The organism is Desulfuromonas carbonis, assembly GCF_054658035.1.
This window is the reverse complement of record NZ_BAAHXR010000003.1, coordinates 1,919,835-1,946,071: the sequence shown is the minus strand read 5'-3', so window position 1 is coordinate 1,946,071 and position 26,237 is coordinate 1,919,835. Positions and strand designations below refer to the sequence as shown.

General features: G+C 62.2%; 31 protein-coding genes. 23 read left to right on the top strand and 8 right to left on the bottom strand.

Annotated features, from left to right (window positions below; translation table 11 throughout):
* Positions 1-15 precede the first annotated feature (15 nt).
* The 4 genes from ACYQ8E_RS15740 to ACYQ8E_RS15725 all read left to right on the top strand — a co-directional run bounded on the left by ACYQ8E_RS15740 (position 16) and on the right by ACYQ8E_RS15725 (position 6,092).
* A complete protein-coding gene (locus ACYQ8E_RS15740; RefSeq protein ID WP_157471758.1) occupies positions 16-1,566 on the top strand; it encodes a hypothetical protein in 1,551 nt (516 codons plus the stop codon).
* 527 nt (positions 1,567-2,093) lie between these two features.
* Positions 2,094-4,262, top strand: coding sequence for a PKD domain-containing protein (locus ACYQ8E_RS15735; protein ID WP_066724785.1), 2,169 nt, complete (start codon positions 2,094-2,096; stop codon positions 4,260-4,262).
* A 121-nt stretch (positions 4,263-4,383) separates the two neighbouring features.
* Positions 4,384-5,064: an SOS response-associated peptidase gene (locus ACYQ8E_RS15730; RefSeq protein WP_066724775.1), complete on the top strand. Its 681-nt coding sequence runs from the start codon at positions 4,384-4,386 to the stop codon at positions 5,062-5,064.
* 392 nt (positions 5,065-5,456) lie between these two features.
* Positions 5,457-6,092, top strand: a complete 636-nt coding sequence (locus ACYQ8E_RS15725; protein ID WP_066724772.1) for a flavodoxin family protein — start codon at positions 5,457-5,459, stop codon at positions 6,090-6,092.
* Between the two features lie 109 nt (positions 6,093-6,201).
* Here ACYQ8E_RS15725 and ACYQ8E_RS15720 read toward each other — a convergent pair whose 3' ends face one another.
* A complete protein-coding gene (locus tag ACYQ8E_RS15720; RefSeq protein WP_066724769.1) occupies positions 6,202-6,894 on the bottom strand; it encodes an SDR family oxidoreductase in 693 nt (230 codons plus the stop codon).
* 149 nt (positions 6,895-7,043) lie between these two features.
* Between ACYQ8E_RS15720 and ACYQ8E_RS15715 the strand changes: the two genes are divergently transcribed.
* The 10 genes from ACYQ8E_RS15715 (at position 7,044) to ACYQ8E_RS15670 (ending at position 12,909) form a co-directional block, all read left to right on the top strand.
* On the top strand, positions 7,044-7,193 hold the full coding sequence (locus ACYQ8E_RS15715) for a hypothetical protein (RefSeq protein WP_157471753.1): 150 nt from the start codon (positions 7,044-7,046) through the stop codon (positions 7,191-7,193).
* 37 nt (positions 7,194-7,230) lie between these two features.
* On the top strand, positions 7,231-7,914 hold the full coding sequence (locus tag ACYQ8E_RS15710; protein WP_066724766.1) for a metal-dependent hydrolase: 684 nt from the start codon (positions 7,231-7,233) through the stop codon (positions 7,912-7,914).
* A 323-nt stretch (positions 7,915-8,237) separates the two neighbouring features.
* Positions 8,238-8,453 carry a DUF3185 family protein gene (locus ACYQ8E_RS15705; protein ID WP_066724763.1) on the top strand — a complete coding sequence of 72 codons (216 nt, stop codon included), beginning with the start codon at positions 8,238-8,240 and terminating at the stop codon, positions 8,451-8,453.
* 5 nt (positions 8,454-8,458) lie between these two features.
* Positions 8,459-8,653 (top strand): hypothetical protein, encoded by a 195-nt coding sequence (locus ACYQ8E_RS15700; RefSeq protein WP_066724761.1) that lies wholly within the window; start codon positions 8,459-8,461, stop codon positions 8,651-8,653.
* A 292-nt stretch (positions 8,654-8,945) separates the two neighbouring features.
* Positions 8,946-9,344: a DoxX family protein gene (locus tag ACYQ8E_RS15695; RefSeq protein WP_066724759.1), complete on the top strand. Its 399-nt coding sequence runs from the start codon at positions 8,946-8,948 to the stop codon at positions 9,342-9,344.
* 108 nt (positions 9,345-9,452) lie between these two features.
* On the top strand, positions 9,453-10,649 hold the full coding sequence (locus tag ACYQ8E_RS15690; RefSeq protein ID WP_066724757.1) for a 6-phosphofructokinase: 1,197 nt from the start codon (positions 9,453-9,455) through the stop codon (positions 10,647-10,649).
* 243 nt (positions 10,650-10,892) lie between these two features.
* On the top strand, positions 10,893-11,351 hold the full coding sequence (locus ACYQ8E_RS15685; RefSeq protein WP_066724754.1) for a hypothetical protein: 459 nt from the start codon (positions 10,893-10,895) through the stop codon (positions 11,349-11,351).
* Between the two features lie 99 nt (positions 11,352-11,450).
* Complete coding sequence (locus tag ACYQ8E_RS15680; RefSeq protein WP_066724752.1) at positions 11,451-11,855, top strand: hypothetical protein; 405 nt, start codon at positions 11,451-11,453, stop codon at positions 11,853-11,855.
* Positions 11,856-11,902: 47 nt separating this feature from the next.
* Complete coding sequence (locus tag ACYQ8E_RS15675; RefSeq protein WP_066724749.1) at positions 11,903-12,577, top strand: spermidine synthase; 675 nt, start codon at positions 11,903-11,905, stop codon at positions 12,575-12,577.
* A 53-nt stretch (positions 12,578-12,630) separates the two neighbouring features.
* Entirely contained in the window at positions 12,631-12,909 is a 279-nt protein-coding gene (locus tag ACYQ8E_RS15670) for a hypothetical protein (RefSeq protein ID WP_066724746.1), read from the top strand.
* A gap of 29 nt (positions 12,910-12,938) precedes the next feature.
* On the opposite strand, the gene ACYQ8E_RS15665 is transcribed toward ACYQ8E_RS15670, so the two are convergent.
* The 3 genes from ACYQ8E_RS15665 to ACYQ8E_RS15655 all read right to left on the bottom strand — a co-directional run bounded on the left by ACYQ8E_RS15665 (position 12,939) and on the right by ACYQ8E_RS15655 (position 16,636).
* Positions 12,939-13,787, bottom strand: a complete 849-nt coding sequence (locus ACYQ8E_RS15665; protein ID WP_066724744.1) for a class I SAM-dependent methyltransferase — start codon at positions 13,785-13,787, stop codon at positions 12,939-12,941.
* Entirely contained in the window at positions 13,784-14,050 is a 267-nt protein-coding gene (locus ACYQ8E_RS15660; protein ID WP_066724743.1) for a YheU family protein, read from the bottom strand. Before ACYQ8E_RS15660 ends, ACYQ8E_RS15665 begins: the two co-directional genes overlap by 4 nt.
* An 87-nt stretch (positions 14,051-14,137) precedes the next feature.
* Entirely contained in the window at positions 14,138-16,636 is a 2,499-nt protein-coding gene (locus tag ACYQ8E_RS15655) for a glycogen/starch/alpha-glucan phosphorylase (RefSeq protein WP_066724741.1), read from the bottom strand.
* Between the two features lie 416 nt (positions 16,637-17,052).
* On the opposite strand from ACYQ8E_RS15655, the gene ACYQ8E_RS15650 reads away from it, so the two are divergent.
* From ACYQ8E_RS15650 to ACYQ8E_RS15625, 6 genes are all read left to right on the top strand, one after another.
* Positions 17,053-17,253: a cold-shock protein gene (locus tag ACYQ8E_RS15650; RefSeq protein WP_066724738.1), complete on the top strand. Its 201-nt coding sequence runs from the start codon at positions 17,053-17,055 to the stop codon at positions 17,251-17,253.
* Positions 17,254-17,402: 149 nt separating this feature from the next.
* Positions 17,403-17,528 carry a hypothetical protein gene (locus ACYQ8E_RS15645; RefSeq protein WP_257722364.1) on the top strand — a complete coding sequence of 42 codons (126 nt, stop codon included), beginning with the start codon at positions 17,403-17,405 and terminating at the stop codon, positions 17,526-17,528.
* 399 nt (positions 17,529-17,927) lie between these two features.
* Complete coding sequence (locus tag ACYQ8E_RS15640; RefSeq protein ID WP_082820176.1) at positions 17,928-18,659, top strand: substrate-binding domain-containing protein; 732 nt, start codon at positions 17,928-17,930, stop codon at positions 18,657-18,659.
* 105 nt (positions 18,660-18,764) lie between these two features.
* Positions 18,765-19,565, top strand: coding sequence for a putative 4-mercaptohistidine N1-methyltransferase (locus ACYQ8E_RS15635; RefSeq protein ID WP_066724734.1), 801 nt, complete (start codon positions 18,765-18,767; stop codon positions 19,563-19,565).
* Positions 19,566-19,636: 71 nt separating this feature from the next.
* Positions 19,637-19,906, top strand: coding sequence for a hypothetical protein (locus tag ACYQ8E_RS15630; protein WP_157471751.1), 270 nt, complete (start codon positions 19,637-19,639; stop codon positions 19,904-19,906).
* On the top strand, positions 19,896-20,459 hold the full coding sequence (locus tag ACYQ8E_RS15625) for a DUF3750 domain-containing protein (protein WP_066724725.1): 564 nt from the start codon (positions 19,896-19,898) through the stop codon (positions 20,457-20,459). Before ACYQ8E_RS15630 ends, ACYQ8E_RS15625 begins: the two co-directional genes overlap by 11 nt.
* Before the next feature lie 88 nt (positions 20,460-20,547).
* On the opposite strand, the gene ACYQ8E_RS15620 is transcribed toward ACYQ8E_RS15625, so the two are convergent.
* The 3 genes from ACYQ8E_RS15620 to ppnP all read right to left on the bottom strand — a co-directional run bounded on the left by ACYQ8E_RS15620 (position 20,548) and on the right by ppnP (position 22,709).
* A complete protein-coding gene (locus ACYQ8E_RS15620) occupies positions 20,548-21,831 on the bottom strand; it encodes a DEAD/DEAH box helicase (protein WP_082820174.1) in 1,284 nt (427 codons plus the stop codon).
* A gap of 205 nt (positions 21,832-22,036) precedes the next feature.
* Positions 22,037-22,357: a cytochrome b5 domain-containing protein gene (locus ACYQ8E_RS15615; protein WP_082820173.1), complete on the bottom strand. Its 321-nt coding sequence runs from the start codon at positions 22,355-22,357 to the stop codon at positions 22,037-22,039.
* Positions 22,358-22,379: 22 nt separating this feature from the next.
* On the bottom strand, positions 22,380-22,709 hold the full coding sequence (gene ppnP / locus ACYQ8E_RS15610; protein ID WP_066724722.1) for a pyrimidine/purine nucleoside phosphorylase: 330 nt from the start codon (positions 22,707-22,709) through the stop codon (positions 22,380-22,382).
* 159 nt (positions 22,710-22,868) lie between these two features.
* On the opposite strand from ppnP, the gene ACYQ8E_RS15605 reads away from it, so the two are divergent.
* Together ACYQ8E_RS15605 and ACYQ8E_RS15600 are read left to right on the top strand one after the other, a co-directional pair.
* Positions 22,869-23,249: a response regulator gene (locus ACYQ8E_RS15605; RefSeq protein ID WP_066724719.1), complete on the top strand. Its 381-nt coding sequence runs from the start codon at positions 22,869-22,871 to the stop codon at positions 23,247-23,249.
* Positions 23,250-23,388: 139 nt separating this feature from the next.
* Positions 23,389-24,255: a response regulator gene (locus ACYQ8E_RS15600; RefSeq protein ID WP_066724707.1), complete on the top strand. Its 867-nt coding sequence runs from the start codon at positions 23,389-23,391 to the stop codon at positions 24,253-24,255.
* A 17-nt stretch (positions 24,256-24,272) separates the two neighbouring features.
* Here ACYQ8E_RS15600 and ACYQ8E_RS15595 read toward each other — a convergent pair whose 3' ends face one another.
* Complete coding sequence (locus ACYQ8E_RS15595; RefSeq protein WP_197463727.1) at positions 24,273-25,313, bottom strand: zinc-dependent alcohol dehydrogenase family protein; 1,041 nt, start codon at positions 25,311-25,313, stop codon at positions 24,273-24,275.
* A gap of 166 nt (positions 25,314-25,479) precedes the next feature.
* Here ACYQ8E_RS15595 and ACYQ8E_RS15590 point away from each other — a divergent pair, with 166 nt between their 5' ends.
* On the top strand, positions 25,480-26,175 hold the full coding sequence (locus ACYQ8E_RS15590; protein WP_231875388.1) for a Bax inhibitor-1/YccA family protein: 696 nt from the start codon (positions 25,480-25,482) through the stop codon (positions 26,173-26,175).
* The last annotated feature ends 62 nt before the right edge of the window (positions 26,176-26,237 follow it).

Genomic DNA, 26,237 nt, shown 5'->3' with positions numbered 1-26,237 from the left:
CACAGGAGGTAGCTCATGAATTGTTTGCTGAAAATACCAGTGTTACTATCGTTGACCATTCTTGCAGTCGCTTGTGGCGGAGGTGGCGGAGGCGGCGGAGATAATGCACCGGCCGCTGCGCCGTCAAGTACGATGGTTGGCAGTTTCATTGATTCACCGGTAGACGGTCTAACCTACCGGACCCCCAGCCAGAGTGGCAACACGAACAGCAGTGGAGAATTTACTTATAAAAAAGGTGAATTTATAGAATTCTTCCTCGGCAAAACCCGCCTCGGCCAGACCCTGGCGCGGTCGGTGGTGACTCCCGTCGATCTGTTTCTCGGTGCTTCACTTGAAGATAAACGAGTTGTCAACCTCGCCCGGCTTCTGCAAACCCTCGATCTTGACTCTGATCCAACCAATGGCATCACCCTGGGAAGTGGCATTGCAAATTTTGATCAAGCTCTCGACTTCGCGCAGGAATCCTCATTAATATCGGCGCTGGGCGCCTTCGATGCGTCCTTATCTTTAAAGGACAGCGCCGCGGCAAAAAGCCATATGGCCGGGAGTCTGGATAGCGTCGTGGCCGATATGCCCGAAGCGACCTTTCACAGTATTCTGATCGATCCACGCTACAGCCAGAGCAATCAATGCGTGGCCTATACAGGTGCGACGCTGGCGGTGGGAAAGAATTCCGGGGGTGAAACCACCCTCTCGGGTGTAGCAACGCGCACCACCGGTGAGACAGAAAGTTTCACGGCAACCTATACAAATGGCCTCTACACCCGCATGCAAAGTGTTCCTGAAAATGCCGCGATCAGTCCTGTTGATTTATCCATCAAGGTTGAAACGTATAAGGCTGAAATTTTCTGGAAAGAGTCACCGACTTGTGCCGGGTTTATTGTCATGTCCATTGACGATGCGCTGAACTACCCACCAACCGCACACATCGGGCCGGCATACCAGATTCCAAACGTTGCGGGAACGCCCGGCGTGAAGGATGTTCTGGTCTTTTATGGTGCTGGTTCTGACTCGGACGGTTACGTGACCGAGAATTATCTGACGACGACCGATTTCAATGCCGGCCCCCCGGTGAGCCACGCGATCCCATACACATTTCCCGAACTTAGCGGCTATCAGTTCACCTGGGAGTACACGCTTGACGGTGTGGTACAGCCTACGGAAAATGTCGATCGACTGCTGAGGGTCGAAAAATTTCCGTGGGAAAGTGCAGAAATCAAGTTAACAGTCTATGACAATGAAAATGCGGCCACGACTGTAACGAAAACGATTCCGGCCACGGGCACGGCACCGGTTACCTTGGGCAGTTGTACCATATCGTCCGGTTCCTTTCCCACCTGCTTCGAAATGTCAGGCACCGGGGTAGATACAGCTGTATTTCAAGCGAGCTGTAATGCGCAGAGCGGAACTTATTCAAGCGCGGTTTGCAATGGTAATTTTTTTGGTTCATGTACGACCACTACTTCAGGGCTGACGACACGTTTTTATTATCCAAGCACCGGTTATCCCATCTTAGATGCAGAATTGTCATCTTCATGTAATCTGAATGGTGGCGTTTGGCAGTAATAAAAATTATTTAGCGGATGAACTACCCCGCAGCAAGCTACGGGGTATCAACAGCCTACACCCTTAGTAAAAATCGCGCAGCAAGCTGCGGGGAATTGAACCCAACTTTTGATTAAATTTCAGTGATCTATCGAGTCTGAATGGTGGTGTTTGTGTAACATCAGCATTTACATCATCAACGCCAGAGAACATTTTTTTACCTGATTAGCCCTAATTCTCAGCTGAGGGGCGAGAGCGCTTGGGCATCCAATATGTAGGGGCCCCATTGTTCAATTCATCGCTACGGCTTGGGCTCTTGTAGGGGCGATCCGCATCAAGCTGAGAATCGGACCTAATCAGGTTTTTTTATGCTAAATGCGCAGTTTGATCGCTCAGGCGATAATCTGATCTACAAAAATCATTTTGGTCCTTATTCCAACACGACCAGAGCGGAGCTTATTTTCAACCATATTTTCAACCTGATCAACAACGCGCAGCTTCCTCAGGGGTGTTTCGTTTACTGAAGTTCAAAAACGGAGATGATATATATGAAGAAAAATTTTTTAATTTGGCTATTAGTGTTAATTTCCATCAACTTTCTTAGTGCCTGTGGCGGTGGCGGAGGTGATAGCGGCACGGGGAATCCGGATCCCTCTGTTCAATATTTTGTTGGGGGTACGGTGGAAGGGCACAATGGCACTTTGAGTGTTCAGAACAGCCAGGGAGATGTAAGGAAAATCTTTACCTTTAATGACAGCTTTATGTTCTCCTCCAAGTATTTTGGTGGCGACGAGTATGCGGTGGCCATCTATGAACATCCGATTGGCCAACACTGCACCATCGACCACCCGACTGGAATAGCGGGAGCCCCGGTCGATGGCCCCTTCGATTTCAAGATCGTCTGCACAGACGCTCCCCAAAAAGTCGAAATGATGGTGTTCGACGATGGCAGTGCAACCCTGGCCAACGTCTTTTCTTTCCCGAGCGGTGGTATTGTGATGGAGTTTTCGAGGGCGACAGGAGAGATCCTGAACGCGACCGCCGTTTATGAAGGGAAGGAAGTGGCACTGGCACTGGAGGCACCACTGGTTGCTTCCGCCATCGCGAGCGATATTGATGGGCTCATCGCTGGGATTCAGCAATCACTAGGCCGGTTAAAAAAAGTCCCCGTTGCCAATCTCGTTTCCCTCAAGCTGGCTACCGAAATTGAAAACTTCAAATCGAATCCGGATCCCTCAGCGGGAGCCTTGACCTGGCTCGCTTCTCCTCTCGACTTGGGTAAGGTCCAGGAATACCTCGCTGACAAAACCGGCCTGTTTAACTCGACAAGGCAAGCGACTCCCGAAGATAGCACTGAAGTGCCCGAGCCGTTGCTGACGCATCCGACCCAGCCCCAAACCCCGGCTCCCTTCACGGACGAAATTACTCCAAAGCTCAACACGGTTGATTCAAAAGGAATGATCGTTGCCCAAGGCAGTATTGCCGAATTCAGCATGTCTGCCGATTCTATCTCCTGGCCAGGAGAGATCAATTTCCAGGCGACTTTCGTCAACCCTGACGGCACCCTTCCTGGATATTCAGAGTGGTTTTATTTTCCGCCGAAAGATGTTTATACGTACATCGACCCGATTGTTTTCGGTGGTGGAATGCATGCCAGTCTGAGTAGAAACCTTAATCATCCAGGAACTTATACGGTTATCCATAAAGTATTTAAAAATGTGAGCTCAAACTGGCTTCTTGCCAGCGCGACCAAGACGTTCACCGTCACCATACCACCCACAGACGCGGCCTTTGTTGCCAATCCGACCACCGGTCCGGCTCCCCTGACGGTGTCTGCCACCGCAACCAATCCAACCGCTCCCTCTCAGGATCCATATGAGTTTGAATGGACTGTGAGCGGCACAACCCCCGTAAAGGGGAGCAGCTCATACAGTTACACGTTTACCACGCCAGGTGTGTACGCAATCAGCCTTAAAGCCACCGACCCGAGAACCGGCGCATCCTCAACCTCATCCGTTGCGATAACGGTTACCGAGCCTGCGATTGAACCGCCCCCGCAAGACCTGGTCACTGAAGCGAACGCCACGGTAAAAGGGGTAAAAATCAACCGGAACAGTTGGAATGGGAATTACTTCGCCTTCGCGAGCCCGTCCAGCAGTTATTATTTCCATGATGATAACGATTTTGTTTCCTCATTCATGATTATTCCGATTGGTTTTGGTGATATGCAGATGTCCCCTGTTACATCTCAGTATGGTGTTGGAGATATTCAGCTCTACATGGCCGTTGACGTGCAGGACAGCAGCATGTGCAGCCTAAATGCGACGATCAATCAAAACATGCCGAATTCGGCCTACACATGTGACCCCCTTTATCCCGTCTCCACCACAATCGATATCCGGATTTTCCGATACAATCTCGGCTCTACAGCGACTATCCGTGGGTGCGCGGATTTATTCGGTAACCAAAGTGGTACGCCTGGTGATGAACCGTGCTTTATCGTTAACAGTTACTATCCCCCGTATTCTTCCGGTAACGGTACTCTGTATAGCTCTCTGGGGCATTACACCCACGGCGAACTGTCCGTAACCGGAAAAACCGGGTCGGCGATTTCCGGCACCTTCAATTTTCGCATGGTCGATATGGAAACCAGCGCCACCCCCGTCCAGATCAGCCGCGGATCATTTAAGGTAGAGGAAAGCAATATTCAGCACTAATAGGCTCAAGTCGCGACAACAAAAAGGGGCAGGCTACTTTTTTGAAAAGTAGCCTGCCCCTTTTTCCATCCCCTGCTATCCCCCAGCAACCAACTCCCGCCGCATCTGCTAAAATCCTCCTATGTGCGGCCGCCTCTCCAACCATCTCCCGATCCCGGATCTGGTCGACTATTTCCAGCTCACCAAATGGCTGGACTTTGAGAACCGCTACAACATCGCCCCCTCCCAGAAGATCCCCGCCATCCGCCAGAATGAAGACCAAAGAGAATTGTTCTTGCTGCACTGGGGGCTGGTACCGCACTGGGCGAAGGACGTGAAGATCGGCTACCGGATGATTAACGCACGGGCCGAGACGCTGACAGAAAAACCCTCCTTCCGCGAGCCCTTCCACAAACGGCGCTGCATCATCCCGGCGAGCGGCTTCTACGAGTGGCAGCAGGGTGCCAAGACGCGGCAACCCTATTACCTCTTTCGCCAGGACCACGCGCCCCTCGCCCTGGCCGGCCTGTGGGAGCGCTGGGAGAACCCGGCAACCCCGGGCGTGGTGCTGGAGTCCTGCACCATCATCACCACCGCGGCGAATGCGCTGATGGCAGCGCTCCACCAGCGGATGCCGGCGATCCTCGAACCGGAAGAATTTGGCGCCTGGCTTGACCCCCGCCAGCAGGGAGCAGACCTCCTCCCCCTGCTGCGGCCCGCCGCCGCAGGGGTGCTCGCCTGCTTCCCGGTCTCGACCTATGTGAACAAACCGGGGAACGAGGGAGCGGACTGTGTCCGCCCCCTCGACTCGCCGGAGGCCTAAAGGGGTCAGAACCCCAACGGGGTCACATCCGATAAGAAAGGCGGCCGATTGGCCGCCTTTCTTATCCTTCCCTCCCGCCCGCTCCTCGGACCAGTAGCGCCCGCCGGTTCCGGGCCGGACGAAACCGAGGTGGCAGGCATGGCGGGTGAGCTGCAGCGTCATCATTTCGTTGGGGGCGCCTTCGTGGTTGATCCCAGCGACCATTCCCCCTAGAATGGCCGCTACTCTTTACCTGCACGGATGATATTTCATCACGACAATGCCACAAACCCGGCTCGAACCGACAGGGAGGAATGAATCTCCCCGCAGCAAGCTACGGGGTATCAAAAGTTTAGATTGATCGCTTTCATCGAAGCAAGCTTCGGGGAATTCGACCCACCTGAGATTGAAGCATGAAAGTCGTCGCATTCAACGGCAGTCCACGCAAGGAAGGAAACACCCGCCAGGCCTTGAACATGGTCACGGCGGAGCTGGAGGCGGCCGGGATCGCGACCGAGGTCGTCACCGTCGGCGACCAGGTGATCCGCGGCTGCATTGCCTGCGGCATGTGCGCCAAGAACAAGGACGAGAAGTGCGTCCTCCCCGGCGACGAGGTCAACACCTGGATTCAGCAGATCAAGGCGGCCGACGGCGTCCTCCTCGGCTCGCCGGTCCACTACGCCGCCATGTCGGGGGCGATGAAGTCCTTCCTCGACCGCGCCTTCTACGTCGCCGGCATGAACGGCGGCCTCTTCCGCCACAAGGTCGGCGCCGCGGTCGTCGCGGTGCGCCGCTCCGGCGGTATCCCGGCCTGGGAGCAGCTCAACAATTTCCTGATGTATTCGGAGATGCTGATCCCCACCTCCAACTACTGGAACGTGATCCACGGCCGCATGCCGGGGGAGGTGGCCCAGGACGAGGAAGGGGTGCAGATCATGCGGGTGCTCGGCAAGAACATGGCGTGGCTGCTGCAGCTGGTCAAACACGGCAAGGGGGCGGTGACGCCGCCCCCGCAGGAGAAAAAGGCCTACATGCACTTCATCCGCTGAGTCACCGAAGCGACGCGGCGGCAAGGCAATTGCCCAGCTCGCCGGCGCGCAGCCGGTCGAGGCGGTGCTGACCTGGTTCCACCAGCAGGGGTGAGGCGCCGGGCAAAGGTCACCAGGGACGCTCTTTCCCCTCGAAGTCGTAAAGTCCGCCGCTCTGTTCCGGGGTCAGGCCGAGGAGCACCTCTGCTAGCCCGGCGGCACTTTCGGCCGGCGCCACCGGGGCGGATTTCCCACCCATGCTGGTGCGTACCCAGCCGGGATGAAGGGAGACGGTGAGAATGCCCCGTGCCGCCAGGTCGATGGCAAGTCCCTTCATCAGCATATGCACCGCTGCCTTCGAGGTGCGGTAGGCGTAGTATCCGCCGCTGCTATTCTCCGCAATGCTCCCCATGACGGTGCCGAGGGTAGCGACGATGCGCCGCTCGCTGGCGGCGACCTGCTCAACCAGAGCCTCGGTCAGGCGCATCGGGGCAATGGTATTGACCCGGAAGGTCTCGAGCCAGCCCTCCTCGTCGCTCTGGCCGAAGCCCTGCTGCTTTGGCCCCTTGATCCCGGCGTTGTTGAGCAGGATATCGATCGGCGTGCCGGCGAGCTCCGTGGCCAGGGCGGCGATCTGCCCGCCGTCGGTCACCTCGAGGCGGTGGATCGTGACCCCGGATGCGGCGGCGGCCAGGGATTGCAGCTCCGTGGCCACCTCCGGGCGCCGGCAGCAGGCAAGCACCCGCCACCCCTTGCCGGCGAAGACCTTGACCAGCTCCAGGCCGATGCCGCGGTTGGCTCCAGTAATGAGAAGTGTCGACATGATGTACTCCTTTCCGGCCGGCGGTGCCGGTATGGCACAACAGCGGACCTATATTTAACTCAACCACGGCCGACGGGGGTTGGCAAGGCAGCGGCAACCGGTCCCGCCCGCCCGTGGTAAAATATAGGCAACCAGAAAAGGAGGATGCCATGCAAGAAGCACCCTGTACCGAATGTGGAGAACTCTGGCAGGAAGACGAACTGTTGGAGCGTGAAGATAATGGCGAGCGGGTCTGCCCGGTCTGCTCGGGCCTGCTGGCCGACGAAGATCTCAGCTGCCGCTTCGAAGAGACCGGCTGAGGCCCGCCCCCACTCTCCGCAGCCAAGGAGGAGGTCCATGAACAAACTGACCTGGTACGGCCACGCCACCCTCGGCCTCGAAACCGGTGGCCACCAACTGATCATCGACCCCTTTTTCAGCGGCAACCCGGCCGCCTCGACCACGGCGGACGAGGTCTCGCCCGATTTCATCCTGGTCAGCCACGGCCACGGCGACCATATCGGCGATGCCATCGCCATCGCCCGGCGCACTGGCACCCTGGTGATCGCCAACCACGAGATCGTCACCTGGCTCGGCCGGCAGGGGCTGGAGAAGCTCCACGGCCAGCACCTCGGCGGCGGCCACCGCCATCCCTTCGGCTACCTCAAGCTGACCCTCGCCCTGCACGGCTCGATGCTCCCCGACGGCTCCTACGGCGGCAACCCGGCCGGCTTTTTGCTGACCACCAACGACGGCAAGAAGATCTACACCGCCCAGGACACTGGGCTGTTCGGCGACATGCGGCTGATTGGCGAGGAGGGCCTGGAGGTGGCGGTGATCCCCATCGGCGACAACTACACCATGGGTCCCGACGACGCCCTGCGGGCGGTGAAGCTGCTGCAGCCGAAGACGGTGATTCCAATCCACTACAACACCTTCGAGCTGCTGCACCAGGACGCGGCGGCCTGGAAAGCCCGGGTCGAAGCCGAAACGGACACCAAGGTGGCGGTCCTGACGCCGGGGGAGAGCTTCAGCTTCTAGCTGCGAGGAGCGGCGCCGCGTGGCGGGAGGCCGCTTACCGGGATGCAACAACGACTGCCACCGCTGGGATTTTTCCTGTATAGTCTAGTTTCCGTCCGGAAACGGCTCTTTTCCGCCGTGGTGGCTTCAATCTTCGGCCTTGCTTGTGCGGCGTACCGGTGTACGCCTCCGCGCAAGTCCTCGATTTCCTTGCCACAACGAAAAATTCCTCGTTTCCGACTCGGAAACCACGCCGTGCCCATCTGGAGGTTCCGGATGGACACTAGTCTACGGGTCGCCGGCGTCTCATACAGGGGCGGGCGTTTCAGAAAGGATTTTCTGCCATGGCTGCAAGTTCGGGAACGGTTTCCAAAGCGCTCGGCCTCGCCCTGCTGGTGATCGGCATCGGTCTCGCCTACTGGGGACACCAGATTTCAGGTTCCCTCGCCTCCCAGGTCTCGGTCAAACTGACCGGCGCCATGCCCAACGAGGTGATGTACCGCTACATCGGCGGGGCGGTCAGTGCCGCCGTCGGCCTCTTCCTGCTGGTCAAAAGGTAATCTCCATGAACGAACTGCTGCCCAAGGGTGAAGAGCTGCGGCGCGCCATCCGCTGGATTTCGGAACGGCTGCAGGACCAGCCCGACCTCCCCTGGCGATCCCTGGTCCAGGAGGCGATCTTCAAGTTCGACCTCTCGCCCCGCGATGCCGACCTGCTCCTCGACTTCTTCTACCAGCGGGCCGCCGACTCCGGAACCTGACTTCCGCCGCCAGCTCCCGTTCCAGCTTTGCTGCAGGACGGGCGGCGCGCTCGCGATTGCCTCACTGGTTGCAATATGCGAAGGTGATGTGCATCAATCTCCTCTCGGGAGCAGTAGCCGCTCCCTGTTCCAAGACCCCGCGCCGGGCAAGGGCCTGCCAGCGGGGTCTTTTTTTTAGAGGATACAATCGCCTACCACCGATTAGCGACAGAAGCTGCCGGGGGCGTAACCAAAGCGTGCAGAACCGGTTATAATGAGTAAAACCGGTTCCACCCCAACCAGGGAGATTCCCATGCGAGATTCCGCTTTCCCGGCATCCTGGGCACCACCGCTGTTAAGCGTCATGCGTGCTATCGTCGGTTTTCTCTTCCTCCAGCACGGCGGGCAGAAACTCTTCAACCTTCCTGTCGCCATGCCCGGTCCGCCCCCTGAACTCTTTTCGCTGATCGGCCTGGCCGGTGTGCTCGAACTCGGCGGCGGCCTGCTGCTGCTCGTCGGGCTCTTCACCCGCTGGACCGCCTTCATCCTCTCGGGGCAGATGGCCTTCGCCTATTTCATGGTCCATGCCGGCAAGGGGTTCTGGCCTCTCGCCAACCAGGGAGAACTGGCGGTCTTCTACTGCTTCGTCTTCCTCTACCTGGCGGCCGCCGGAGGCGGCTCCTGGAGCCTCGACCGGCTCCGAATAAAGTGACGGCAGGGGCGGGCCCTGGTGCACTGCGCCGCTGGTAATTTGCCCCCCTTCCGGTAACATCGTGGCAAGAGCACAATCCCTCTTTTCCCGACCCCCAGGAGAACGCTCATGGCCAGCAAGGGAACCATCGGCATCCTGACCGGCGGCGGCGACGTCCCCGGCCTCAACCCGGCGATCCGCGCCATCACCATCCGCGCCCTGCGCGAAGGCTACCGGGTCCTCGGCATCCGCCGCGGCTGGGCGGGGCTGGTGGAACTGGTCCCCGACCCACACGCCGACAACAGCGCCTGCGTGCAGGAACTGACCCAGGATATCGTCAACCGCGCCGGGCGCACCGGCGGCACCTTCCTGCACACCTCGCGCACCCGGCCGAGCCACCTCCCCAAAGCCAACCTCCCCGCGCACCTGCGCGACAGGTACGCCGCCGACATCAACGATGTCACCCCTGACGTTTTGAAGCAGATCGAGTTTCTCGGCCTCGACTTTCTGATCCCGATCGGCGGCGACGATACCCTCAGCTATGCCCAGCGTCTCCACGAGGAGGGGGTCAAGGTGGTCGCCATCCCCAAGACGATGGACAATGACGTCCCCGGCACCGACTACTGCATCGGCTTCTCGACCTGCGTCACCCGCACCATCGAGTTGACCCACCGCCTGCGCACCTCGGCCGGCAGCCATGAACGCTACCTGGTGATCGAGGTCTTCGGCCGTTACGCCGGCTTCAGCGCCCTGCTGCCGACCATGGCCGGGGCGGCCGACCGCTGCATCATCCCCGAGCACGATTTCGACATCGAAAAACTTGCCGAACTCCTCACCGAGGACCGCAACCGCCACCCGAGCAAGTACTCGGTGGTGCTGGTCTCGGAAGGGGCGAAGATGCGCCACCAGCAGGGGATGAGTTTCGAAGGGGAGGAGGTCGACCAGTACGGTCACCGCAAGCTCGGTGGCATCGGCGACCAGGTTTCGGTCCTGCTCAAGGAGCTCTCGCCCAAATACAACAACGGCCGGCGCATCAACGTCCTCAACCAGCGCCTCGGCTACCTGGTCCGCAGCGGCGATCCCGACGCCCTCGACTCGATCGTGCCGATGGCTTTCGGCAACATGGCCCTCGACCTGGTCCTCGCCGGCACCTCGGGGCGGCTGGTGAGTATTCACAATGGCAGCTACGACACGGTGCCGATCACCATCGTCACCGGCCAGAAGAAGGTGGTCGACGTCGCCAAATATTACAGCGTCGACCGGCTGCGACCGAAGTACGATTCCTTCCTGCGCCAGCCCCTCTTCATCATGACCAGCGACAGCTGAGGCACTGCGGGGTCGGCACACCGGCATATTTTCTCCTTCCGGCAGATGGCAGAATTGGACTTTTTTCAGATCGGATTTTTTCCTCGCGCGCACCAGGGAGAAAAGAGCATGAGCAAAGGCCAGGACAGTAAAAAAGAGGCGAAAAAGGAGCCGGCCAAAACCCAGAAAGAGAAGAAGGCCGACAAGAAGGTCAAAAAGGCCGAGAAGAAGAGATAGGCCTACGCTCCCCCGGCCAAGGATATGATGCCGAGAATCGTCCCCTGCATCCTGCTTCTGCTCGCCCTGGCCGTCAGCGGCGAAGCTGCCGGTCCGGCCTTAAGGTGCACCCCTACCCCACCCGACGCCGAGGGTCCCTTCTACCGGCCGGAAGCGCCGGTGCGCAATGCCATCGGTCAGGGTTATCTTCTTTTCGGCCAGGTCAGGTCGGCACAGGATTGCGCGCCGATCGCCGGCGCCCGAATCGAGGTCTGGCTGACCGGACCGGACGGGCGCTACGACGACCGCTGGCGGGCGACCCTCTTCTCCCGCACGAACGGGAACTATTTCTTCCAGAGCCATTTCCCCGGCCGCTACGGCAGCCGGCCGCCCCACATCCACCTGCTCGTCACCGCCCCCGGCTTCAGCGAACTGATCACCCAGCACTACCCGCGCCCCGGCAGTGGCGAAGGTCACTTCGACCTGGTCCTGATTCCCGGCGACTAGCGTCAGCGGGGCTAACCGGCGATTGCCGCTATCGACAGCGGGCGAGGTGTGCTAAATTCCTTCCGGCAGTTTTCTTTTCGCCCGTCCCGCGGAGCCGCCATGGCCTTCGACAGTATCGACGATGCCTTCCACTTTGTCAGCGACGCCCCGCCCGGAGAGCGCCGGGCCCTGGTCCACCGCCCCACCGGCAAGGTCTACCTCGCCTCGCTGAAGGCGGGCTATGACGAGGCCCCGCCCGGCAGCGGCGACGATGCCGACTATCTCGCCATCCCCCACCGCCGCGACCTCGACCCCGGCAAGCCGCTGGTGCTGGAGTTCGTCGACCGTCACTGCCCGGGGGAACGGACCCGGATCGAAGCGCTCTTCGGCCGGCCCGGGGCTTTTCGCAACCTCAAGGAGCTGCTGCGCCGCAAGGGACTGCTTGACCTCTGGGAGATTTTCGCGACAGCCCAGCTCGAACAGCTGCTGCGCCAGTGGTGCAGCGACCACGGATTGCCAGTTTAACTTCTGCAACGGCCGCCATCGGCCCGCTACCCTGCGAAGGCTGCTCCATGGATGACTGGAAACTGATCGACAGCGCGCCGATCCCCGGACACGAAGGGGAGTTGCTGCTCTACAAGCGCGAGGAAGAATATTCGATCAGTGTCGCCGGCGGCGGCGCCCTGATGAGCACCTGGGCCCACGATTCGGAGGATGCGCTGGCGGCGGTGGCCTGCCGGCGCATCGCCGCCCGTCCCGGGGCGAGGGTCCTGGTCGGCGGCCTTGGCATGGGCTTTACCCTTGCCGCGGCGCTGCATCATCTCGGGCCGGACGCCGAGGTGGTCGTGGCCGAGCTGGTACCGGCGGTGGTGGCCTGGAACCGGGGGCCCCTCGGCGAGTTCGCCGGCCACCCGCTGCGCGACCCGCGCACCCGGGTGCGGGAGGGGGATGTCGCCCGCATCCTCAAGGCCGAACGCCGCGCCTTTGATGCAATCCTGCTCGATGTCGACAACGGTCCCGAGGGGTTCACCCGTCGCAAGAACGACTGGCTCTACAGCACCGACGGTCTGACGGCAAGCTACGGTGCCCTGCGGCCGCAGGGGATCCTCGCCGTCTGGTCGGCCGGTCCCTCGCGCAACTTCATGGAGCGGCTGCGCAAGGTCGGCTTCAGGGTGCAGCAGACGCGGGTGCATGAACATGACAAGCAGGGGGACCTGCATGCGATCTGGCTCGCCGAACGGGACTGATCGGAAAGAAGGGAGAGAGGAATGGCAATGACGGGTAGGCAGGGAGGTAAGGTATGAAGAAACTGATCGGACTGATTCTGGTGGCCGCCATCGGCTACGGCTACTACACCAATCCCGGCTTCGAAGCGCACCAGCAGGCGATTGTCGAAGTCTGCCAGCTCCCGGAAGGCGAAGCGACCGAGCAGGCCCTGGCCCAGCTCGATTACTCGAACTTCTTCATCGCCTCCACGGTCAAGGATACGATCCGCCTGACCCTGGTCAGCTACGGCTTCCTTGGCCGGGTCAAGGTTGTCGACCCGGAGTGGCCCGAGACCGGCAAAGCCGTCAAGTAGTAGCGGCGATGGCCGGCCTGGGGCGGGATTTATTTCGCGGCCCGGACCCCCATCAACGCATCGACCTTGACCAGGTTGCGAAAACCGGCGGAGCGCAGCCGGCGCATGGCATCCTCGACAAAGCCGGAGCCGCGCCTCAGCAGCTGCGGATTGCCGGTGTAGTGGAAGAGGCGACCGCGCCGGGTCAAAACCCGGTGCAGCTCGCGGTAGAAACGCTCGCCGTAGAGTTCGCCGGCCAGGGAGAAACGGGGCGGATCATGGATGACGCTATCAAATGATTCCGTCGCCAGCTCCCGGATATAGGCCTCGATATCTCCCGCCACCAGGCAAATGCCCGGATCGTCCAGCTGCTGCGACCAGGGGTTTTTACGGCGCAGGGCGCTGACGGCTGCGCTCTTCTCCACCGAAACGACCTCCCGCGCACCGAGTTCCAACGCCGCGATGGCGGCATAGCCAAGCCCGCCGCAGGTGTCGAGCACCCGGTCGCCGCGCCGCACCACCGCGGCGGCCATGGCCCCGGCACTGGCGTCGGGGGTGGTCCCTTGCGAGATGTGCATCTTCACTCCGCTGATCTCCAGCAGCGGGGCCTGGGCCGTCGGCACCAGCTTGCAATAGCCATCCTCCCGGGATTCGAGAATTTCGAGCCCCTCCCCGTCGCCAAGATAGAAGATCCGCGCCTCCCTGCCGGCAATCTCCTCCAGGTCGGCCCGCTCCAGGCGCCGACCCGAATCGAGAACCAGGCCGTCATCGACGAGGCGCAACCGGCTCCGGCTGCGATTGAGATCGAGGGAGAGCTCCACCTCCGCCTCCCCCCGCGCGAGGGCGGCAAGGACCTGGCGGGCCAGGGTCGCCTCGAACCAGTAGCCGTCACGGCTCATGACCGGCGCCGCCCCGCGGTCCCGGGGACGACGATATTCGCCGTCTGGGTGGTGAGATCAAAGACAACCCGGATCTTGCCGAGGCGCAGCTGCTGCAGCACCTGCGCGACCTTCTCCTCCAGCGCGCCGCCCACCTCCCCCCAATCGGCACCGTCCCGGCTCACGAATTCCTGGATCAGGCTGCGCAGGGTCTCGGGGTTGAGCCGCTGGTAGGGAATTTCGACCCCCTCTTCGGCGGGATGGTCCGCTTCACGCCCGGTCATCGTTGCGCTCCGTTCTCCCGCCAGGATCCGGATCCTGCCGATGCGGTTGCCCCGCGCCCACTGCGAACCGCCATGCTCCGCCCTCCCTCACGCCACCGGCGCCACCGGTTGCAGCTTCCAGATATCCCGGTTGTACTCGGCGATGGTGCGGTCGGTGGAGAAGTGGCCGCTGGAGGCGGTGTTGAGGATGCTCATGCGGGTCCACTGCTCCGCGTCCCGGTAAGCGACGGCGACCCGCTGCTGGGCGTCGACGTAGCTGCGAAAATCGGCCGCGGTCAGCCACTGGTCATTGGGGCTGGTGATCGCCCGCAGGATCGGGTCGAAAAGCCCGGGGTGGAACTGGTTGAAATGGCCCCATTCAAGCAGCTGCATGACCCGGCGCAGGTCCTCGTCGGCGGCGATGATCGCCGTCGGATCGTAATGGGGGCGCAGCGCCTCGACCTCGGCGGCGGAGAGGCCGAAGAGGAAGAAGTTCTCCGCCCCCGCCTCCTCGCGGATCTCGATATTGGCGCCGTCCAGGGTGCCGATGGTCAGCGCCCCGTTCATCATGAACTTCATGTTGCCGGTCCCGGAGGCTTCCTTGCCGGCGGTCGAAATCTGCTCCGAGAGATCGGTGCCGGGGGCGATCGCCTCCATCGCCGTCACCCGGTAGTTGGGGAGAAAAGCGAGACGCAGGCGGCCGGCGGTGACCGGGTCGGCATTGATCACGGCGGCGACGTTGTTGACCAGACGGATGATCAGCTTGGCCATAACGTAACCGGGGGCCGCCTTGCCGCCGATCAGGATGCAGCGCGGCGTCCAGTCGGCGTCGTCCCCCCGTTTGAGGCGGTCGTAGAGGTGAATGACATGGAGGACGTTGAGGAGCTGCCGCTTGTACTCGTGGATGCGTTTGACCTGGACGTCGAAGAGCGCATCGGGATCAAAGCTGACGCCGCAATCGTGCGCCACCAGCTGCGCCAGGTGGCGCTTGTTCTGCTGCTTCACTTCCCGCCAGCGACGCCGGAATTCGGCCTCTTCGGCATGGGGAGCAAGGCCGGACAGGCGCGAGAGGTCGGCCACCCAGCCCTCACCGACGGTGGCGGTGATCAGGGCAGAAAGCTCGGGATTGCAGAGCGCCAGCCAGCGGCGGGGGGTGACACCGTTGGTCTTGTTGTTGAACTTCTCCGGCCAGAGGGCGAAGAAATCACAAAACAGCCCCTCGGTCAGCAGCTGCGAATGGAGGGCGGCGACACCGTTGACGGAGAAGCTGCCGACGATGGCGAGGTAGGCCATGCGCACCTGCGGCACCTCTCCCTCCTCGATCAGCGACATGCGCCGCTGGCGTTCCACGTCGCCGGGCCAGCAGCGGGCGACTTCGGCGAGGAAGCGAGCGTTGATCTCGAGAATGATGTCGAGCAGGCGCGGCAGCAGGCGGGCGAAGATCGGCAGCGGCCAGCGTTCCAGCGCCTCGGGAAGGAGGGTGTGATTGGTGTAGGCCATGGTGCTGCTGGTGATCTGCCAGGCCTCGTCCCAGCCGAAATGATGGACATCCATCAGTAGGCGCATCAACTCGGGAACGGCACAGCTCGGATGGGTGTCGTTGAGCTGGAAACGGTTCTTGGCTGCGAACTCAGAGAAATCGCGTCCGTGGTTGCCGACCCAGCGCGCGACCACGTCCTGCAGGCTCGCCGAGGCGAGAAAGTATTGCTGGCGCAGGCGCAGCTCCTTGCCGCTCTCGCTGGCGTCGTTGGGGTAGAGAACGAGGGTGATCAGCTCGGCCGAATTTTTCGCCGCCACCGATTCAGGGTAGAGCCCGGCATTAAATTCATCGAGGTCGAATTCGTCGGTGGAACAAGCTTTCCAGAGGCGCAGGGTATTGACGGTTCCGTTGCGGTACCCGGGTACCGGCACGTCGTAAGGGACCGCCAGCACGTCGCGCGTCTCCACCCAGCGGGCCCGCTTGCCGCCGCCATTGTCGTGGCGCCATTCGGTGTATCCGCCAAACCGCACCCGCTGGGTATATTCGGGGCGTTCCAGCTCCCAGGGGTTGCCAGCGCGCAGCCAGTGATCGGGCTCCTCGACCTGCTCGCCACCGCTGATCGACTGGCGGAACATGCCGTATTCGTAACGCAGGCCGTAACCGGTGACCGGCAGTTGCAGGGTCGCGCAGCTATCGAGGAAACAGCTCGCCAGCCGGCCGAGGCCACCGTTGCCGAGGCCGGCGTCCTGCTCGATTTCGGCCAATTCCTCCAGGTCCATGCCGAGGCAGCGCACCGCCAACTCTGCCACCTCGTCGAGCCCGAGGTTGAGCGCGGCGTTGCCGAGGGCGCGCCCCATCAGGAATTCGAGGGATAGATAGTAGGCGTGACCGGTATCGGCTGCCTCATAACCGTAGCGGGTATTCTTCCAATTCTCCAGCAGCCGCTCCCGCAGGGTCAGGACCAGCGCCTGGTAGGCGTAATGAGCCGAGCGGCAGTGCCGGTCGCGGCCGAGGGTGTGGGTATAGTAACGTCGGAAGTCCTCCACCAGGCTGTGTACGTCGTTGCCCAGGGGAGGAAGGTCGGTGATGCTCGCCTCAAAATCCTTGCGCAGGGTCTTCTCGTCCAAGGTTCTCTCCTTTACCGGCCGGGGCCCGTCCCAACGGCGGGCGACCATCATAACCGAAAACGTATTGCTTAATTTACCGCAAAGATCGGGACCTGTCGCGCCCCAAGGCGCAGTCTGCCGCCCCATGCTGGTAGTGTCGCCGATTCGGGGACCACGGTCAACGACCAACTCCCGGCGCAGGCTGGAGACGGAGCCGATTCTGGCCGAATATTTAGTTCTTGCGTAGTTGCGGCCCAGCGTGGTAGGGTTGCTTCACTTAAGCTAAGGTTGTGTAGGTTTTTTCGTCATCCGCCGCATTGACAAGGTGTCAAGATGGATCAACACACAGTCCCCCTTGGGCTGTGTGTTTTTTGGTTTTCGGGTGAAGGAAGTGCACGACGAGAATCGTTCCCTACCGGGAACATGGAGAAAAGAAGATGGCAGAAGGCACCGTGAAATGGTTCAACGACGCAAAAGGTTTTGGTTTCATCGAGCAGGACAATGGTCCTGACGTATTCGTACATTTTTCCCAGATCCAGGGTGATGGTTTCAAATCCCTCGCCGAGGGAGACCGGGTGAGCTTTGATGTCACCCAAGGGCAGAAGGGTCCGCAGTCGGCCAATGTCAACAAAATCTAGGCACCAGCCATCCGCATGACGCGGATGGCACCTGCCCGGGTTTTACCCTCGCCCTGCAAAGGAGCCCTGCGTCATGCGTGGGGCTCTTTTGCTTGGCGTGATCCAAACCCTGAAACGATAGCGGGAGAAAACCCCGCGAGGAGGAATAGATGGCGCGAAAACCGAATTACAACTTTGAAAAACGCCAGAAGGAACTGGCCAAAAAGGCGAAAAAAGAAGAGAAGGCCAAGCGCAAGCAGGAAGAGAAGAGCGAAGAGCCGCCCACCGAGGAATGAGGCCGGGGCCCCCTCCCCTGTCCCACTACTCCTATCCCACCCAGAGTTACCTGCCCGACCCGCCTTTGGCACGCCCTTCCAGGCAATGAGCCGAAATACAATGAACTACCCCGCAGCAAGCTACGGGGTATCAACAGCCTACACCCTTAGTAAAAATCGCGCAGCAAGCTGCGGGGAATTGAACCCAACTTTTGATTAATATTGGCACATCGATTGCTTTCCCTTTAACCCGCAGCCACCCGCCCCTCGGGTCGCGATTCACCTCCCGGTGAAATCGTGCCCCCGGGCCGGGATGAACGGCCGTTTCCGGCCAATGGGGGAGCGGAGCCCTCGGTCTTTTCCCGGAATGTCACCGGTGAAGGGACAAAGGCGCAGAGACCGAGAGCTGGGGAGTGATTCATGGCAGGAAAAGGGTGGGTGATTTTTTTCGTGGTGCTGCTGCAGGCGCTGAGTGCCGGGGCGTCGATGAACGAATCGCCCAAATTATTGCGCGTCTATGGTCCGGGAGGACCGCACCATGTCCTCGAGGAATGCGCTGAACTCTTCCGGGAGCGCCACGGCATCGAGGTCGCAGTAATCAAGGCCATGCCCCGCGAGCTTGAAAGAAAGCTTCACGAGGATGGCGACCTCTACTATGGCGGCGCCGAGTACATGCTGGAAGACCTGGTGGACCGCCATCCCGACCTGCTCGACCTGAGCACGGCCGAAAACCTTCACCCCCGCCGCATCGGCGTTGTCGTACGCAAAGGGAATCCGCACGGCATCCAGACCTTTGCCGACCTGAGTCGCGACGGCATTGACCTGCTTGACGTCAAGCTGGAGCGGATGCGCCACTTCCACGGCGAGCAGGCCCGGCCGGGCCAAATCAGACACTTTGTCTTCACCGGCCAGCAGGGGGTTAGCGCCTGGCTGGCCACACCGGAGATCGACGCCTGGGTCACTTACCGCTCCTGGCACCTCTGGCTGGAAGACGAAGCAGACTTTGTGGAAATCCCCGGTCCGGCGGGACTGCGTTACACCCCGATGGCGCTGACCCTAAGAACCCCCCACCGCGCCGAGGCACTGCAATTTCTCACCTTCCTGAAATCCTCGGAGGCCCGGCAAATCTTCGCAGAACACGGCTGGTACTAGACCCGGCAGGCACAAATCCTCGACATCCGGGCCATTCTTTTATATAGTTCCAGGCAACACCGGCAACCGGGACCGCCGTGACCCCTCCCTGCGACCGGACTCCGTATGGTGAATCACCCTGCCGAGCCGTGCCCCTCCGACCTTGCCGCCCTGACGGCATGCCAGCTTCGCTACGCCTCCGATAGCGCCATCGCCCAGTACTGTGACGCCCACTTCGGGCCCGACAAATTCGGGGTGGAGAACTTTCCGGCCCGCATGGCCCGGATCTGCTGTGAGGCGATGGCCGGGCGACCACGGCATCGGGCCCTCGACCTTGGCTGTGCCGTCGGCCGCGCCAGTTTCGAACTGGCCGCCCGCTTCGAGCAGGTTACCGGAATCGACTTTTCCCGCCCCTTCATCGACACCGCCCGGCGCCTGCAGGAGCGTGGCACCCTCTGTTACCAGCTGACCGAAGAGGGCGAATTTTTGGCCGAGCGAAAAGTCTCGCTGCAGGAGCTGGGGCTGGCCCATGCCGCCGCGCGGGTCTTCTTTCACCAGGGGGATGCCCGGCACCTTCAGCCCCACCAGACCGGCTACGACCTGATCCTGGCCGCAAATCTCATCGACCGCCTGGGCGATCCGGCAGGCTTCCTCGCCGGCATTCACCAGCGCCTGGTCCCTGGCGGCCTGCTCGTCATCGCCTCCCCCTACACCTGGCTGGAGGAATTCACACCGCGGCGCAACTGGCTCGGCGGCCGCTACCGCTGCGGCGTCCCTCTCACCTCTCTGGCCGGCCTCGGTGAACACCTCGAGCAGCGCTTCACCATGATTCAGCCACCGCAGGAGGTCGAGTCCGTCCTGCGCGAGACGGCCCGCAAATTCCAGGTCAACATCTCCCAGGTGACAATCTGGCGCCGGGACCATTGAGGCAAACCACTGGTCAAGAGGACCGCTCTGCTGCTATGCTGAACAAAATCCATCCCTGCAAGGAGCCCCTCGTGTCGCTAGCGGAAATGATCGAACTCCCCTGCCCGAATTGCCAGGCCGGCCTCTACCAGCCCCTCGCCTGGTTCCGCGCCAGGTACAACACCTGCCCCCAGTGTGGCGGCGGAATCAGCGCCGACCAGCTGGCGCCGCTGCTCGATGCCATCGAAGCGGAATTCGACGCCCGCATCGACGAACTGCTGCAGGAGAAAGCCTGCGCCGGCGGCTGCTGCGGCCGGCAGCATGAACCGCCATCACCCCGCGAAGTCGGCAATGACGCCTGAGGCGTCTGCGCCAACCCGACGCCAGGCAGGCCTCGCTCTCGGCCTCTGCTTCCTGCTCCTCGGCGCCTGTTCCGGCGAAGACTGGCGCACCGCCAGCCGCGCCCCGGCGGGACTCGCCCCCGACCCGGCTGTGACCCGGGAGGCGGTGCTGCAGGTCTACGCCGCCCGGGCCTGGGGCTGGCGCGGCTGGTTCGCCGTACACACCTGGCTGGCGGCCAAACCGACCAACGCTCCCGGATACACCGTTTATGAGGTCATCGGCTGGCGCCAGCATCGTGGTCTGCCGGTGCTGCGCATCGAACAGGACCTCCCGGACCGGCTCTGGTACGGAGAGCGGCCGTGGCTGATCAGCGACCAGCGTGGCCCCGAGGTCGACGCCCTGATCACGGCGGTCGACCGGGCCGCACGCAGCTATCCCTGGCCCGAGACCTACAGCGCCTTTCCCGGCCCCAACAGCAACACCTTCACCGCCTGGATCGGCAGCCAGGTGCCAGACCTGAAGCTTGACCTCCCCTTCTCGGCCATTGGCAGCGGCTATCTCGATCGCCATTAGCAGTAACGACGTCAACCGATTAACAACGAGAACAGGGCGCCCCGAAGGACGCCCTGTTCTCGTTGTGCCGATAACCTGCCGCGGCCGCTCAGCTATTGCGGGCGGAGTTGCGGGAGGCGACAGCCCCGCCCTGGCGGGGTCCACGCCGCGGCGAGCGCGCGGGGGAGGCCGGAGACTTGCTGCGCCGGGCCGCCTCGGGCCGCGGCTGACGGGGTGCGCCGGCTGCCGTTTTGGGCCGCTCGGGAGCGGCCTGGTTGTAATCGAAAGCGGCCAGGGTGCGCCGCTCGATGGCACTGCCGAGGACCCGCTCGATCGATTGCACCATCGCCCGGTCTTCGCTGCTCACCAGGGTAAAGGCATCGCCACTGCAGGCGGCGCGGCCGGTGCGGCCGATCCGATGGATATAGGCCTCGGTGGTCGCCGGGATGTCGTAATTGATGACATGGGAAATCTGCGAGACATCGATGCCGCGGGCGGCGATGTCGGTGGCGACGAGGATCTGGAAACGGCCATCGCGGAACCCGTCAAGGGCCGCCTGGCGCCGCGACTGGGAGAGGTTCCCCTGCAGCGAGGCGGCCTTGAAGCCGCTCTTGCAGAGCTTTTCGTCCAGCCGCTTGGCGCGGTGCTTGGTCCGGGTGAAGATCAGGACCGAGCCGGTATCGGTATGCCGCAGCAGTTCGAGCAGCAGGTCGGTCTTGAGGTGCTGGGCGACCGGGTAGATGGCATGGCTGACGGTCGTCGCCGGCGCCAGGGTATCGACCTGGATCGTCTCCGGCGCGGTCAGGACCTCGGCTGCGAGCTTGCGGATCGCTACCGGCATGGTCGCCGAGAAGAGGAGGTTCTGGCGCTGCCGCGGCAGATGCCCGAGGATCTTCCGGATGTCGGGAAAGAATCCCATGTCGAACATCTGGTCGGCCTCGTCAAGAACCAGCACCTCGACGCGGGAGAGGTCAATGGTCTGTTGCCGGATATGGTCGAGCAGGCGCCCCGGGCAGGCGACGACGATCTCGACGCCGCGCTTCAGCTTCTGGACCTGCGGATTGATGCCGACGCCGCCGTAGATGGTGGCGCTGCGCAGACCGGTCTCGCTGCCGAAAGCGGAAATCGCCACGTGGATCTGCTCGGCCAGCTCGCGGGTCGGGGCGATGACCAGGGCGCGCACATGACCGCGCTCCCCCTGCAACAAGCGGTGCAGGATCGGCAGCCCGAAGGCCGCGGTCTTGCCGGTTCCGGTCTGGGCCAGGCCCATGATGTCGCGACCGGCCATGACCCGGGGGATGGCCTGGGCCTGGATCGGCGTGGGGGTGGTGAAGCCGGCAGCGGCAATGCCGGCCGCAACCTTGGGGTGGAACTGGAAACTGCTGAAATTCATGGTGCCCTTTCAAAGCTTCCGGAGAGCTCCGAAAGCGTGGGGTAAAGCCGCAACAAAATCAGGCCCCGGTCGGTATACCGGGGCCTGCAGGATGGGTAATTTTCATCGATGCGTTGCGGGGAGCGGTGATACTTGGGGGCAAGACTAGCAGTGCCGCCCATTGCTGTCAAGTGAATTAGCTGCCGACGCCCGTTGCCAGAGCAACTCAGCGCAGGAAATAGACCAGCAACAGGACGGCAACCACCAGCACCAGGACCGCGGCCAGGAGGAGCGGTGATAACCGGGAGGGGGCCGCCGGCAGCGGATCCACCAGTTCACCGACCACCGGAAAGCGTTCGATCACGGCACGAACATGGGGCGCTGTCAAGAGCGCTGCGCTGAGATCGGCGCCGGCGGCGTGCAGCCCCTCGTGCAGGCCGTCAGGCCAGCGCGCGCTGGCCGTGACATCGTAGACCTTGCCGTTGACGGCAACCAGGGCCTGGCGGCCATCGCGGCCGTCAAATCGGCGCAACTCCTCGCTGGTCATGCTCCCTCCCGTGGCGGCCGGCTCAGACAAAAGAGCAGACATATTCGGTTATGCCCTCCTCGACGGCGATCTCGAAGGAGGAATTCCCCGGAACCTCGAACCAGGTGCCGGCGGCAAAACCGATCCATTTCTCCTGGCCACCGATCCTGACCCGGCAACTGCCGGAGATGATTTCCATCTTCTCCGCGGCCTCGGTATTGAAACGGTAGCTGCCGGGATAGATCAGGCCGAGGGTCTTGCGGCTGCCGTCGGCGAAGGTCAGGGAATGGCTGACAACCCGGCCGTCAAAATAGAGATTGGCCTTGCATGTCACGCTGACATTGGCAAACTGGGAAGGGGAAATGTAAGTCATCGGTGGCTCCTTGCCGGGTTTAAGGGGGACGTCCCGCTTGTTATCACAACCCGCCACCTCCCGGCAAGCGGATTCCGCCGGAATTGACAGGCCGGGCCGAATCGGCTATTTTGCCCCAACTCGGGCCGGGGGGAAATGGCTGACGACGGGATCGACTCCATGCACAAAGTCCTGATTATTGATGATGACCGGATCTTTCTCCAGTTCCTGCGCGACTATGTCGCCGGCCGCTGCCCGGATCTGGTCATCGAGACCTGCCCCGATCCGCTGCGCGGTCTGGCGGCGATCACCCCCGACCTCGACCTGCTGCTGGTCGATCTCGAGATGCCCGGCATCGACGGCAGCAAGATCCTTGCCTACGCCACCGAAAAAGGGCTCGACAAGCGCCGGATCATCATCCTCTCCGCCCGTGATGCCGACTACCTCCACCAGCGCTTCCCGATGGGGAGCTGTCTCGCCGTCCTCAACAAGCACGAGGCCCGGCAGAAGGAGGTCCTCGACATGGTTTTCAGCGCGCTGCAGCTCAAATGCCGGATCTGAGCTGCGCGCCCGCGTTGGCGACCGGTCTACGCCGCCGCAAGCCCTGCGTTGACAGTTCCGGGTGAAATCGTTATCTTTGCTCAGGCAACCGCGCCGCCACGCAGGCAGGCGCCCTTTTCGCGCCGACGGAGTCTGAACCATGAGCGAAACGCCGCCCGCCAAGGAACCCCGCCGGACCCTCGGCGAAATCTTCGTCGAACAGGGCATTATCAGCGAGAAGACCCGGGAGCGGATTCTGGAACGTTCCCGGCAGCTCGGGCGGCGCTTCGGCAGCGTACTCGAGGATCTCGAGCTGATCACCGGTGAGGAACTGGCCATTGCCCTCGCCACCCAGTACGACTGCCGCCTCCTTCCCAATCTCCCCCGCATCAAGGTCGATAACGCCGTCCTCGAGATGATCCCGGTCGAGGTCGCCATGCAGCACCTCATCTTCCCGATCAAGAGCGAGGGGGGACGCCTGGCAGTGGCAATGGCCGACCCCGCCGACAACCGCGTCATCGAGAACCTGGCTGCCGATACCGGCATGGAGATCGTCCCCTTTGTCGCCACCAAGCAGGATATCCGCGAGGCGATCTGTTACCGCTACCTGAACAAGGGGGCGACCCGCCCCAGCGAGCGCACCGTCCTGGTCGTCGATGACGACAAGCTGATCCGTACCATGCTTGGCGATATCCTCAGCGGCGCCGGCTACCGGGTTCTCAAGGCCAAGGATGGCATGGAAGCATTCAAGCAGGTGATCGCCCAGAGCCCGCATGTCATCATCTCCGACCTCGAGATGCCGCTGCTCAACGGTTACGGCCTGCTCGGAGCGCTGCAGAACATTCCCGAGACCAGTTTCATCCCGGTGATCATGATCACCGGCAAGGCCAAGAGCGAGGAAGACGAACTCAAGGCCTTTCAGACCGGCTTTTTCGATGTCATCTTCAAGCCCTTCACCGCCGGCTCGGTGCTGGCCCGGGTCAAACGCGCCTTTCACTTCTACGAGCACCAGTACCGCCTCTTCTGATCACCATCCCGCCAGCGTCACCCGATCCGCAGCACCTTGGCGCCGCGGATCTTTCCCGCCTTCAATTCCTGCAGCGCCTGATTCGCCGCCGCCAACGGGTATTCGCTGCAGGCCGGGTGGATCGGCACGCGGGCGGCCAGGGCCAAAAACTCGCGCACATCGGCGCGGGTGACATTGGCGACGCTGCGAATCTCCTTCTCCAGCCAGAGGTCGCGCGGGTAGTCGAGACCGGCCAGCAGCTCGCGATCGCCCTCCTCCTTGCGAATGGCGTTGATCACCAGCCGCCCACCCGGGGCGAGATGGCGCAGCGCCGCGACCACCGGACGCCAGACCGGGGTCGTATCGATGACCGCCTGCATCGGCTCGGGTGGCGGCGCCTCCGTCCCTCCTGCCCAGGCCGCGCCGAGATCGCGGGCAAACTGCTGCTCTTCGGCGCTGCGGGCAAAGACGAAAACCGGCAGCTGCGGATGGAGATGACGTACCAGTTTCAGAACCAGGTGGGCGGAGGCGCCGAACCCGGTCAGACCGAGGGGGGCCGTGCCGGTGAGTGCGGCCAGGCGCAGCGAGCGATAGCCGATCGCCCCGGCACAGAGGAGCGGCGCGGCCGTGGCATCGCCAAGCGCGTCGGGGATCGGGTGAACGAAGGGAGCGGGGACTACCAGATACTCGGCGTAACCACCGTCGGCATCGCGACCGGTGGCGCGAAATTCAGGGCAGAGATTTTCCCGCCCTTCGCGGCACCAGGAACAGTTCCCGCAGGCGGAATGAATCCAGGCGACACCGACCCGGCTGCCAACGGCGAGGTCGGTCACCCCGGCGCCGAGCCGGTCGACGCGACCGACCGCCTGGTGCCCGGGGATGACGGGGAGCCGCGGCGGCGGGGTGCGCCCCTCGACCTCGTCGAGTTCGGTATGGCATACCCCGCAGACAGTGACCGCGACCCGCACCTCGCCCGGGCCAGGGTCCGGAATTGGCCACTCCACCAGCCGCAGCGGTTCCGAACAGTCCGCCAGGGATACGATCCGCTCCAGCAGCATGCCTCGCATCGTTTCGGCCATGCATCCTCCCCGACCGCGCCAGCTTCACCCGCAGCCCTACCTTAGAGATACCCGCACCAACCGTCGCGGTCAAGCCCGGGCAGCCGGTCCGATTCCGGTTCCCTTCGCCAGGCCGCTGCTGCTATACTCGCAGCGCAGCGCCAACCGTCACCCAGGAGGATTCATCGTGGAACACCCGTTTCCCGCCACTGCCCGTCCGACCGTCACCAGCGCCAGCAGCTTTCTCACCAGCGTCTACGGCTGGATGACCGCCGGTCTCGGCCTCACCGCCGTGGTCGCCCTCTTTACCGCTTCGAGCCAGGCCATGCTGCAGCTGGTTTTCGGCAACCGGCTCGTCTTCTTTGGCCTGATCATCGCCGAATTCGGCCTCGTCATCGCCCTCTCCGCCGCCATCCGCCGCCTCAGCGCGACGGCTGCCACCGGCCTCTTTCTGCTCTACTCGGCCCTCTCCGGCGTCACCTTCGCCGCCATCTTCCTCGCCTACACCAGCAGCTCCATCGCCAGCGCCTTCTTCGTCACCGCCGGCACCTTCGGCGCCATGAGCCTTTACGGTTACCTGACAAAGCGCGATCTCAGCTCCTGGGGGAGCTTCTTCTTCATGGGCCTGGTCGGCTTCCTGCTCGCTTCGCTCGTCAACCTCTGGCTGCAAAGCGCCATGATCTACTGGGTCACCACCTATCTCGGCATCTTCATCTTTGTCGGCCTGACCGCCTACGACACCCAGAAGATCAAGAACCTGGGCGCTGCCGGCCTGAGCGGCGCGGAGCATCGCAAGGCGGCCATTCTCGGTGCGCTGACCCTCTATCTCGATTTCGTCAACCTCTTCCTGCTGCTGCTGCGAGTCTTCGGCCGCAGGCGTTAGACCGCGCCATTCGGTAAAACGCGACAAGGGACCGGCTGCAGCAGCCGGTCCCTTGTCGCGTT